Raw genomic sequence first — 11,410 nt, 5'->3', positions numbered from 1 at the left:
AGCCGCGGTAAGTCTTTTATTTCCATGGCGTAATATCATCGCTTTATAAAGCAATAATGACTGGGGAACCACTACTCCTCCACCATCCGCGCATACTCTTCCGTCAGAAAATCCACCAGCGTTCTCACCGATGGCAATAGCCCACGTCTGGACGGATATACCGCATGAATAACCTCCCGGCGAGGCTCCCATTCATCCAGAACCCGAACCAGCGCCCCTGAGGCGAGCTGATCTTTCACCATCAAAATGGGAAGTTGCACCACGCCCACACCTGCCATAGCCGCTTCCCGCAGCGCCAGCATATCGGTCGTGATAAAACGCGGGGCATAGTGGATCTCCGCTTTTGCCCCCTGCGGGCCGGTCAAATCCCATTTATGAACTTGCCTCCCCTCCCCCATACTCAACCCCGGCCAGCAGCTCAGCTCTGACGGCATAACCGGTTTCCCCATACGCTGAATCAAATCAGGCCCGGCCACCAGACAATGCCCTCTGTCGGCAAGCACCCGCAGAACCAGGTCGCTGTCATCAAACGGACGCGGACGCACACGGATTGCAATATCGATCCCCTCACCCACCAGATCCACCCGACGATTGGTGGCTTCAAGCTGGAGGTTTATTCCCGGATATTTCGCCATAAAGCGCGCCAGCATCGGCCCTACGTGCACATGCAGTAAGGTCACTGGGCAGGTGATCCTGACAATACCGCGTGGCTCCGCCTGCAACGCGGCGACGGCCTCTTCCGCCGCCTCAGCTTCCACCAGCATCGCTTTACAGTGTTGATAAAAAGTCTGGCCCACTTCGGTAACGGTAAACTGGCGCGTGGTGCGCTGAATTAACCGCACCCCAAGCCGCTCTTCAAGCTGCGCAATACGGCGGCTCAGTTTTGATTTTGGCTGATCGAGCGCCCGCCCGGCAGCAGCGAAACCACCGTAGTCGACCACCTTCACAAACCACACGAAGTCATTGAGATCCTGCATAAAACCTCATCGTTCCATTTATGGAACAGTGAATGTCATTTTCACTGCCTACCGGGATATTAAACCTGAATATAAGCTAATAAACATCAACAGAACATCAGGAGATAGCCATGAAAAATGTTACAGGCGTTTATACCGCACCGCGTCAGCACTGGGTTGGTGATGGGTTTCCGGTTCGTTCAATGTTTTCTTATCAGACTCACGGCGAGCCGCTCAGCCCATTCCTGCTGCTGGATTACGCAGGCCCGTATACCTTCCCGGCGGATGGCGCAAAACGTGGCGTGGGCGAACACCCCCATCGCGGGTTTGAAACGGTCACTATCGTCTATTCCGGCGAAGTCGAGCATCGCGACTCAACCGGTAAAGGCGGCGTGATTGGCCCCGGCGATGTGCAGTGGATGACTGCTGGCTCCGGCATTCTGCATGAAGAGTTCCATTCCAGTGGATTTGCACAGAAAGGTGGCGAACTCAAGATGATGCAGCTGTGGGTGAACCTGCCCGCGAAAGACAAGATGGCAGCACCGGGGTATCAGAGCATCACCCGCGACACGATCCCGGTGGTGGCGTTACCCGATAACGGCGGCGACCTGCGCGTTATCGCCGGGCGATACGGAGACATCACTGGCCCTGCCCGTACTTTCTCACCACTGAATGTATGGGACATTACGCTGCATCAGGGGAGCCATCTTGCGCTAACTCTGCCCGAGGGCTGGAGCACCGCACTGGTTGTGCTTGAAGGCAACGTAACGGTGAACGGCTCTGCGCAGGCAGGGGAAGCTCAGCTTGTGGTCCTGAGTCAGCAAGGAGAGAAACTACATCTGGAAGCCAGCCGTGATGCCAAAGTGCTGCTTATGGCCGGGGAACCGCTGAATGAGCCGATTGTGGGCTATGGCCCGTTTGTGATGAACAGTAAAACCGAAATCGCTGAAGCCATTAGCGATTTTAACTCAGGCCGCTTCGGCCAGATCTGATCGTAATTAAGGAGAAGAAAATGTCTACACCTGCGAATTTTAATGGAGCACGCCCGGTCATTGATGTAAACGATGCGGTCATGCTGCTTATTGATCATCAGAGCGGGTTATTCCAGACCGTTGGTGACATGCCGATGCCGGAACTGCGTGCCCGTGCGGCAGCGCTGGCCAAAATCGCAACCCTGGCGAAGATCCCGGTGATTACCACCGCGTCCGTGCCGCAAGGCCCAAACGGCCCGCTGATCCCGGAGATCCACGCCAACGCGCCTCATGCGCAATATGTGGCACGCAAAGGTGAGATCAACGCCTGGGACAACCCGGAATTTGTCGCTGCTGTGAAGGCGACCGGGCGCAAGACGCTGATCATTGCAGGTACCATCACCAGCGTTTGCATGGCGTTTCCGTCAATCAGCGCAGTGGCCGACGGCTATAAAGTGTTTGCGGTTATTGATGCGTCAGGCACCTACAGCAAAATGGCCCAGGAGATAACTCTGGCTCGCGTGGTGCAAGCGGGTGTTGTGCCAATGGATACGGCGGCTGTCGCGTCTGAAATTCAGCGCACCTGGAACCGAGAAGACGCCGCCGAGTGGGCTGAGGTGTACACGCACATCTTCCCTGCTTATCAGTTGCTGATTGAAAGTTACAGCAAAGCACAGGACGTGGTGAAGCACAGCGAAGTGCTCGATTCACAGCGGTAATGACACGCTCCACGGCATAAACACCGTGGAGCTGATTATTGCTTAACCGAACAAGCACTAAAGCAGAAAATCTGCTTGACCGTTTTAGCGCAACTCCCTATAGTAGCGCCCCGTTGCCCCCCAAGCGGTCAGGCAGCAATACAATATGGTGAGGTGTCCGAGTGGCTGAAGGAGCACGCCTGGAAAGTGTGTATACGGCAACGTATCGGGGGTTCGAATCCCCCCCTCACCGCCATCTTTAAAGAAGAGCTCGCATGAAAATGCGGGCTTTTTTTTCGCATGTTGCACGTCTGCGGGGGGATGAGAATCCCCGACCGGGGTTCGACAACTGGCGCAGCCAGTTGGACAGACTGAGAGCAAAGCGAGTCAATCCCCCCGGCGCTATATGCAACCCGGTGCGATCTGAGCCCCTCACCCTAACCCTCTCCCCAGGGGAGAGGGAATAAAAGTACAAAAAACAAAGCCCGGTTTCCCGGGCCTTGAACACAACAGCTAACTCAGTAGTACGCTTGAAGCGTGCGCTGGCAAAGCGCCGACCGCACGCAGTCATCTTTGGTAAAGCGAACCACCCCAATCATCTCATCTTCCTCAAAACGTGACATCGCATCGCTCAGGCCGGATTTCACACCAGATGGCAGATCGCATTGGGTGATATCGCCGTTAACGATAACCGTCACATTTTCCCCGAGGCGCGTTAAAAACATCTTCATTTGCGCAGCGGTCACGTTCTGAGCCTCGTCAAGGATCACGACCGCATTTTCAAATGTACGTCCGCGCATATAGGCGAACGGCGCGATTTCCACCTTGCCAATCTCTGGTCGCAGGCAGTACTGCATAAAGGATGCACCCAGTCGTTTCACCAGCACGTCGTAGACGGGCCTGAAGTATGGAGCAAACTTTTCCGAAATGTCTCCGGGCAAGAAGCCGAGATCTTCATCAGCTTGCAGTACCGGACGGGTGACGATAATCCTGTCCACGTCCTTATGGATCAGAGCCTCCGCCGCTTTGGCTGCACTAATCCAGGTTTTCCCGCATCCGGCTTCACCGGTTGCAAAGATGAGCTGTTTACTCTCGATAGCATTCAGGTAGTGCGCCTGAGCTTCATTGCGCGCCACAATTGGGGAATTATCACGGCTGTCCCGCGCCATGCCAATTGCTTCAACGCCACTCATCTGCACAAGCGAGGTGACCGATTCTTCTTCACGTTGCTTATGGCTACGTGAATCCCGTCTCAGCACACGTTTTGCTTCGCGACGAGCTTTGATCACTGCTTTTTGTCTTCCCATGGATAGCACCTTGAGTTGTTGGTATTCATCACACGCGCCAGTTTCGGCACGATTATGCGCACGAACATCAGAGGGTTGGCTTCCTTGTAAGCCATTGCTTGCTTTATCGGATGACGATACAGAACGGCTACGCGCACCATTTTGCACGTCGGTCGAAGGAGATTCTGGAGAAGATGAGGAGAATTTAGTGGTGAGGAAATCGCTGCCGGAGTCTGAGCCTCCGCGCCGGGTGCTGCGGTTTTTATGTTTACCATGTCCAGTACAGGACGCAACCATTCGCGATCTCCATTGTGATTCAGCATCACTGCCGGGAACTACCGCTGTCTTATATTAAGTACATCAAGGCTTATCATAAATGCAACATTTATTTTACTTTGATGCAACTTTAAGACTGTCCCTACAGGTGAAATCAGTCTCATACAGGAATATTACAGAAATATAACAGAGGGATAGTCATATGAAAAAATAATGTCCCCGCGAACTATCGCAGGGACAATTATCAGGCTTCGAGGAGCCCTTGTGCGAGATACGCGTTTTGATCGCGCGGCCCAGGTAGGGCAAAGAAATAGCCACCGCCGACAGGCTTAATGTACTCTTCCAGCGCTTCGCCGTTTAACCGCTTCTGCACGGTTAAGAAGCCCTTTTCCAGGTCATGCTGATAGCAGACAAACAGCAGACCCATATCCAGCTGACCCGAGTTGGTCACTCCCAGCGAATAGCTGTAGCCACGGCGCATCATCAGGCTGGACTGCGTCTCTTTGGTGCGCGGGTTCGCCAGACGAATATGGCTGTCCAGCGCGATGGTGTCACCGTTCGGGTCAGCGCTGTAATCCGGCACATCGTGCTCGTTTTTCATGCCCAGCGGCGCACCGCTTTGCTTGTCACGGCCGAAAATGGTCTGCTGCTCTTTGAGCGGCGTGCGATCCCAGAATTCCACGTGGAACTGGATAATACGCACCGCCTGATAACTGCCACCAACGGCCCACGCAGGCTCTCCCTGATCGGCCGTGACCCAGACCACTTCTTTCATCAACGCGGGATCGCTGCTGTCCGGGTTGGCGGTGCCATCCTTAAAGCCAAGCAGGTTGACGGGTGTCTCCTTCCCTTTGCTGCGCGCAGCATGGTCAGAGATAAATCCTTCCCGCTTCCAGCGCACGCTCAGCAGATCCGGCGTGTGCTTGATGATATCGCGCAGGGCGTGGATCACCGTATCCTGAGTGTTGGCACAAATCTGAAGAAGCAGATCGCCGTGGCACAGCGCCGCATCAAGCGAATCATTCGGGAATCGCGTCATTTTTTGCAGCGATTTCGGTTTGTGCTTCGTCAGGCCATAGCGTTCATCAAACAGCGAATCACCCAGCGACACGGTCATGGTCAGGTTATCCGGGGCGATAAACGGCCCAAGAATACCGGAGTCCATCGGCGGAAGACGCGGGTTAGGCGTTTGCGGTGCCGGGCCGCCTGCGGTGAGAAACGCGATACGCGTCGTCAGCAGGCGGAACAAACGCTCCAGGTCGGCTTTATCACTGGCCAGCGAATCAAACGCCACCAGCATCATAGAGGCCTGCTGCGGCGTCAGAATGCCCGACTGGTGCGCACCATAGAAAGGCTGCGTTTCCATTCGTGCTTCGGGGGATACCGTGCCGGGAGCACTTTGCGGTTTAGCCGCATGTGCCACCGGGCATCCGCCAGCCAGGGCAAGCGCGCCACCCAGCGCCCCTACCCCTTTCAGTAAACGACGTCGCGAAGGTTCAGCCACGTCGAATTCGTCTTGCTTGTTCATCGCGCTTAGTCCAGACCCAGTACGCCACGCAGCTGAGACAGATCTTCTGCCAGAGTCGTAATAGGGCCTTTCAGCGCATTACGGTCAGCATCCGTCAGCTTGTCGTAGGTTTCGAAGCCGTCTTTGGTGCGATATTTTGCCAGAATGGTGTCGACTTTCTTGAAGTTGGCATCCACTTTCGCCAGCAGCTCGCTGTTCTCTTTCTGCAACTGCGGACGCAGCAGAGAGACAATTTTTTGCGCGCCATCGACGTTAGCCTGGAAGTCCCACAGGTCAGTGTGGCTGTAACGGTCTTCTTCACCGCTGATTTTGCTCGCCGCCACTTCTTCAATCAGGCCTGCCGCGCCGCCCACCACTTTAGATGGCGGGAACGCCAGCTCGCTAATACGTTTTTGCAGCTCCAGCACGTCGGTGTTCAGTTGCTCAGCGTACTTCTCCATCCCTTTGGTGGAGTTATCGCCAAACAGCGCTTTTTCCAGACGGTGGAAACCGGTGAACTTAGGATCGGCGGCTTTCTGCTCGTAGTCATCTTCACGGGCATCGATGCTGCCATCCAGGTCGGAGAACAGTTCAGCAATAGGTTCAATACGCTCGTAGTGCTGACGGGTTGGCGCATACAGGGATTTCGCTTTTTCGAGATCGCCCGCTTTCACTGCATCGGTAAAGGCTTTGGTGCCGGTAACCAGGTCCGCGGTCTCTTTGGTGACATAGGCTTTATAGGCGGTAATCGCCTCGCCCAGGCTCAGCAGGGCTTCGCCTTTCGCGGCATCCGCCGTGGCTTCGCCTTTCACAATCAGCTTGCCTTTCGGGTTGGTCAGCAGGCCACAGGTCATGTCGTATTCGCCAGGTTGCAGGTTAGCCGTCATTTTCTGGCTAAAGCCCGGGGCGATGTTTTCACGCTCTTCCACCACCATCACGCCTTTGAGGATTTCCCATTCCAGCGCCTTCTGGCTGTGGTTCTGAATAATAAACTGCGTTTTACCGCTGTTCACCGTGACGCTCATCGGCTCACACTGCTTATCATTCACAGTGATTTTAACCTGCGGAATATCGGCTGCCTGCGCGGAGAATGCAGAAGCGAACAGCGCGGCAATGCCTGCGCGTAACGCACTACGACGGAACTGAATTGCCATGACTCTTCCCTTTTAAAAGTATGTTGTAACTACACCAACCCCATTACGGCGCGGGATGCGACGTCTGGGTGCGGGCACGCGGCGGCAGCGCGAACAGCACCAGCGCCGGAACCAGATAGATAAAGTACATCGCCACTTCACTGACGCTCGGCGTCTCCTGATACCCGAAGATACCTTCGAGCAGGGTTCCGGTCAGGGAGTGCGTAGAGAGCACATTGCTCAGGTCAAACGCGACATCCTGGAAGTGATTCCACAGCCCGGCTTCGTGGAACGCACGGATCGCGCCCGCGGCCAGCCCAGCGGCAACCAGCAGAATAAACAGGCTCGTCCACTTGAAGAACACGCCCAGGTTCAGGCGAATACCGCCCCAGTACAGCAGGAAACCGAGCACCACCGCCGTTGCCAGCCCCAGCATGGCACCGAGCGGCGGCCAGATCCCCACATCCTGCTGGAACGCAGCCAGCAGGAAAAAGACCGATTCCAGGCCTTCACGCGCAACGGCGAAAAAGACCATCATGATCAGCGCCCAGCCGTGGTGATTGCCTTTTTGCAGGGCGTTATCGACCGCCTGCTCCAGCTGAACTTTCACGTTACGGGACACTTTGCGCATCCAGAACACCATCCAGGTCAGGATCACCACCGCAATCACGGCGACGATGCCTTCGAACAGTTCCTGTTCTTTCTGCGGGAACTCACCGGTGGTTTCGTTGATGAGGATCCCAAGCCCCAGGCAGAGCGCCGCGGCAAGGAAAACCCCAATCCACATCACGCCAATCCAGCGCCCGCGCTGGGTTCGCTTGAGGTAACTTGCAATAAGACTCACGATTAAGGCAGCTTCAAGGCCTTCACGTAACATAATGAGAAATGGAACAAACATGCCGACACCTTAATTGTTAATCGCGGTCAACTGATGCAAAGAAAGGTAAATTCTTGTGATAGTGATTATCATTACGTAGATGAGAAACACAAGCGAAATGTGTGGTGTTTTGATGACGAGATGTAAATCGCTCGCCGGTTAATAGTTTCTGTCGTTATCGTTGTGTTTATAACTTATAACGTAAATGCCCATTTACGGTTAAACATAGCTGTGGCTAAATATGCCACTCGAAAACCAACCGAAAATTAACCATGTATAATATTATCCACTTCCTGCTGGCGCTGGTGATTATTCTTGCGCTTGCCTGGCTGGTGAGTTTTGACCGCCGAAAAATTCGTATTCGCTACGTTTTACAGCTTATTATTATTGAAATTGCCCTGGCATTCTTTTTCCTTCATGCCGAAAGCGGTCTTTTCCTGATTAAATATGTCTCAGGGTTCTTTGAATCGCTGCTTAAATTTGCCTCCGAAGGGACGAATTTCGTCTTTGGCGGTATGGGTGAAAAAGGGCTGGCCTTCATTTTCCTCGGCGTCCTTTGCCCGATTATTTTTATTTCCGCGCTGATTGGTATTCTCCAGCACTGGCGAATTCTGCCGGTGTTTATTCGGATTATCGGGACGTTGCTGTCGAAAGTGAACGGGATGGGGAAACTGGAGTCCTTTAACGCCGTCAGTTCACTGATCCTTGGGCAGTCTGAAAACTTCATTGCTTACAAAGGGATCCTGGGCGACCTCTCCTCCCGCCGTCTGTTTACGATGGCTGCTACCGCGATGTCTACCGTGTCGTTGTCGATTGTCGGCGCGTACATGACCATGCTGGATGCTAAATTTGTCGTCGCGGCGCTCATTCTCAATATGCTCAGCACCTTTATTATTCTCTCCGTCATCAACCCGGCGCGCCCGGAAGCGGAGCCGGATATCAAACTGGAAAAAATGCACGAATCCCAGAGCTTCTTTGAAATGCTGGGTGAGTATATTCTGGCCGGTTTTAAAGTGGCGATGATTATTCTGGCTATGCTGATTGGCTTTATCGCTCTTATTAGCGCGGTCAACGCCCTGTTCACCAGCGTATTTGGCATGAGCTTCCAGCAGATCCTGGGCTATGTGTTTTATCCCCTGGCGTGGCTGATTGGTATTCCGCTGAGCGATGCCTTAAATGCGGGCAGTATTATGGCCACGAAGCTGGTTGCCAATGAATTTGTGGCGATGATCGAGCTGCAAAAAATTGCGCATCAGATGACCCCACGCGGTCTGGGCATCTTGTCCGTGTTCCTGGTTTCGTTCGCTAACTTTGCGTCTATCGGGATTGTTGCGGGCGCCATTAAGGGCCTGAACGAGCAGCAAGGGAACACCGTGTCCCGCTTCGGGTTGCGTCTGGTGTACGGCGCGACGCTGGTGAGTTTGCTGTCGGCGAGTTTTGCGGGATTAGTGTTGTAATCTCATGCCGGGTGGCGCTTCGCTTACCCGGCCTACAAAACAACAACGGCGGGTTTTCCCGCCGTTTTTCATTAGAACTGCACGCACACCGGCTGATCGACACGCATCACCGACTCCTGCGCAAAGCGTGATTTGTAGATCCCACGCAACGCTTCAATATTCTGCTCACTCGCGGCGTCTTTACCGTGGATCAGCATCAGCGCCTTGCTCTGCTCACGCGCCACTTTCCCGTCGTTACCCAGCCACTGCCCACGGGCATCAAATACCGTCAGGCCATCGCGAAAGCGCGGGGTTACGTCCTGGTCAACAAACTGCTGCCACTCCTGACCGGTAATGTCTTTCCCTGCCGGGCGGCTCAGCCCGAAATAAAGCGTGGTTTGCTGCATCTGGTTATCCACTTTGCAGGTGGTGTCAGCAGTGTTGTGCGCGGGTGCGTTACAGCCTGCCAGCATGAAAAGTGCCGCCACCATAAGCCCTGTTTTGATTGTCATACTTCGCTATCCTCATTGTTATAAGCACAGCGATATCAGCGTAAATTGTGGAATTTAGCAAGAAAAAAGCCGGGTGGCGCTTGCGCTTACCCGGCCTACAGGAGGTAGAGAGTGTGATTACTCAGGTTGCAGCTTAGATGGCGGAGCTGTGTGGTAATGCGCGTCCGCTTCTGCAAAGCGTTTTTGCATCGCCGCAGACGGTGCTTTGCCCAGCAGGCTGAACACCACGATCCCGATGCTGCCGAAGATGAAGCCAGGGATGATTTCGTACAGGCCCAGCCACGCGAACTGTTTCCAGACGATAACCGTTACCGCACCAATAATCATGCCTGCCAGCGCGCCGTTACGGGTCATGCGTGACCACATAACCGAGAACAGCACTACCGGACCAAACGCGGCACCAAAGCCCGCCCACGCATAGCTTACCAGACCCAGAACGCGGTTGTTCGGGTTGGCCGCCAGCGCAATGGATACCAGCGCCACCACCAGCACCATAAAGCGCCCTACCCACACCAGCTCTTTCTGGCTCGCCCCTTTACGCAGGAACGCTTTGTACAGATCTTCCGTAATCGCACTGGAGCAGACCAGCAGCTGGCAGCTCAGGGTCGACATCACCGCCGCCAGAATGGCGGACAGCAGGATACCGGCAATCCACGGGTTAAACAGAATTTGCGCCAGCTCGATAAACACGCGCTCGGCGTTCTGATTCACCGCCCCCGCCTGCGCCGGGTTATTGCTGAAGTACGCGATACCGAAGAAGCCCACCGCACACGCCCCTGCCAGGCAGAGGATCATCCAGGTCATACTGATACGACGCGCATGAACAATGGTGTGGTGAGAGTCAGCGGCCATAAAGCGCGCCAGAATATGCGGCTGACCAAAGTAGCCCAGGCCCCAACCCATCAGCGATACAATCGCGACAAAGTTCAGCCCTTTCAGCATATCGACGTTTTCGATGCTCTTCTGCTTGATCACTTCCAGCGAATCGCCAAAGCCGCCAACGGTGAAAATCACAATCACTGGCGTCAGGATCAGCGCGAAGATCATCAGGCTCGCCTGCACGGTGTCAGTCCAGCTCACCGCCAGGAAACCGCCCACGAAGGTATACAGGATTGTCGCCGCCGCACCGGCCCACAGCGCCGTTTCATAGCTCATACCGAAGGTGCTTTCGAACAGACGCGCACCGGCCACAATGCCGGACGCACAATAGATGGTGAAGAACACAAGGATAACCAGGGCCGAGATAATGCGCAGCACGCGGCTGTTATCTTCAAAGCGCCCGGTGAAGTAATCCGGCAGGGTCAGGGCATTGTTGTTCGCCTCGGTGTGCACGCGCAGGCGGCCCGCAACCAGCTTCCAGTTAACCCATGCGCCCACGGTCAGGCCAATCGCAATCCAGCTTTCTGAAATGCCGGAGATGAAAATCGCACCCGGTAAACCCATCAGCAGCCAGCCGCTCATGTCCGATGCGCCCGCAGAGAGTGCGGTGACCATTGGCCCTAAACTGCGTCCGCCCAGAATATAGTCGTCAAAGTTCTTTGTTGATCGCCAGGCCAAAAAACCTATCAGGATCATGCCAAAAATATAAATAAGAAATGTCACCAGCATCGGTGTGCTAATTGCCATTTAAAGACTCCAATAATTTGATCGACAACCTTCCCGGCTGCCTTTTATTCCATCACCGGAACGGGGTGATGATGATGTGTATTTCTGTTGGCCGCGCGTATCCTGCCGGAAGCAGTGCTCGCACACAAACGA

At 54.6% G+C, this 11,410-nt stretch carries 10 protein-coding genes and 1 tRNA gene; 4 read left to right on the top strand and 7 right to left on the bottom strand.

The window, feature by feature from the left end:
• Positions 1-71 precede the first annotated feature (71 nt).
• Positions 72-977: a LysR family transcriptional regulator gene (locus M987_RS13860; protein ID WP_014069730.1), complete on the bottom strand. Its 906-nt coding sequence runs from the start codon at positions 975-977 to the stop codon at positions 72-74.
• A gap of 110 nt (positions 978-1,087) precedes the next feature.
• Here M987_RS13860 and M987_RS13855 point away from each other — a divergent pair, with 110 nt between their 5' ends.
• The 3 genes from M987_RS13855 (at position 1,088) to M987_RS13845 (ending at position 2,881) form a co-directional block, all read left to right on the top strand.
• Positions 1,088-1,948 (top strand): pirin family protein, encoded by an 861-nt coding sequence (locus M987_RS13855; protein WP_014069729.1) that lies wholly within the window; start codon positions 1,088-1,090, stop codon positions 1,946-1,948.
• A 20-nt stretch (positions 1,949-1,968) separates the two neighbouring features.
• Positions 1,969-2,646: an isochorismatase family protein gene (locus tag M987_RS13850; protein WP_014069728.1), complete on the top strand. Its 678-nt coding sequence runs from the start codon at positions 1,969-1,971 to the stop codon at positions 2,644-2,646.
• A 147-nt stretch (positions 2,647-2,793) separates the two neighbouring features.
• Positions 2,794-2,881: transfer RNA gene (locus tag M987_RS13845), tRNA-Ser, on the top strand.
• A 262-nt stretch (positions 2,882-3,143) separates the two neighbouring features.
• Here the strand turns inward: M987_RS13845 and phoH are convergent.
• From phoH to efeU, 4 genes are all read right to left on the bottom strand, one after another.
• Positions 3,144-3,932, bottom strand: a complete 789-nt coding sequence (gene phoH, locus M987_RS13840; protein WP_041162033.1) for a phosphate starvation-inducible protein PhoH — start codon at positions 3,930-3,932, stop codon at positions 3,144-3,146.
• Positions 3,933-4,431: 499 nt separating this feature from the next.
• Positions 4,432-5,715: an iron uptake transporter deferrochelatase/peroxidase subunit gene (efeB, locus tag M987_RS13835; protein WP_014069726.1), complete on the bottom strand. Its 1,284-nt coding sequence runs from the start codon at positions 5,713-5,715 to the stop codon at positions 4,432-4,434.
• A 5-nt stretch (positions 5,716-5,720) separates the two neighbouring features.
• Positions 5,721-6,848, bottom strand: a complete 1,128-nt coding sequence (gene efeO, locus M987_RS13830; protein WP_014069725.1) for an iron uptake system protein EfeO — start codon at positions 6,846-6,848, stop codon at positions 5,721-5,723.
• A gap of 43 nt (positions 6,849-6,891) precedes the next feature.
• Positions 6,892-7,725 carry an iron uptake transporter permease EfeU gene (gene efeU / locus M987_RS13825; RefSeq protein WP_014069724.1) on the bottom strand — a complete coding sequence of 278 codons (834 nt, stop codon included), beginning with the start codon at positions 7,723-7,725 and terminating at the stop codon, positions 6,892-6,894.
• Positions 7,726-7,976: 251 nt separating this feature from the next.
• Between efeU and M987_RS13820 the strand changes: the two genes are divergently transcribed.
• Positions 7,977-9,161, top strand: a complete 1,185-nt coding sequence (locus M987_RS13820; protein ID WP_014069723.1) for a NupC/NupG family nucleoside CNT transporter — start codon at positions 7,977-7,979, stop codon at positions 9,159-9,161.
• Between the two features lie 71 nt (positions 9,162-9,232).
• Here M987_RS13820 and M987_RS13815 read toward each other — a convergent pair whose 3' ends face one another.
• On the bottom strand, positions 9,233-9,652 hold the full coding sequence (locus M987_RS13815) for a DUF3574 domain-containing protein (protein WP_014069722.1): 420 nt from the start codon (positions 9,650-9,652) through the stop codon (positions 9,233-9,235).
• Between the two features lie 117 nt (positions 9,653-9,769).
• A complete protein-coding gene (gene putP / locus M987_RS13810) occupies positions 9,770-11,278 on the bottom strand; it encodes a sodium/proline symporter PutP (protein ID WP_014069721.1) in 1,509 nt (502 codons plus the stop codon).
• Positions 11,279-11,410 lie beyond the last annotated feature (132 nt).

Source organism: Enterobacter soli ATCC BAA-2102, assembly GCF_001654845.1.
Taxonomy (GTDB): domain Bacteria; phylum Pseudomonadota; class Gammaproteobacteria; order Enterobacterales; family Enterobacteriaceae; genus Enterobacter; species Enterobacter soli.
The sequence above is the reverse complement of the archived record's forward strand: the minus strand, read 5'-3'. Positions and strand labels throughout refer to the sequence as shown.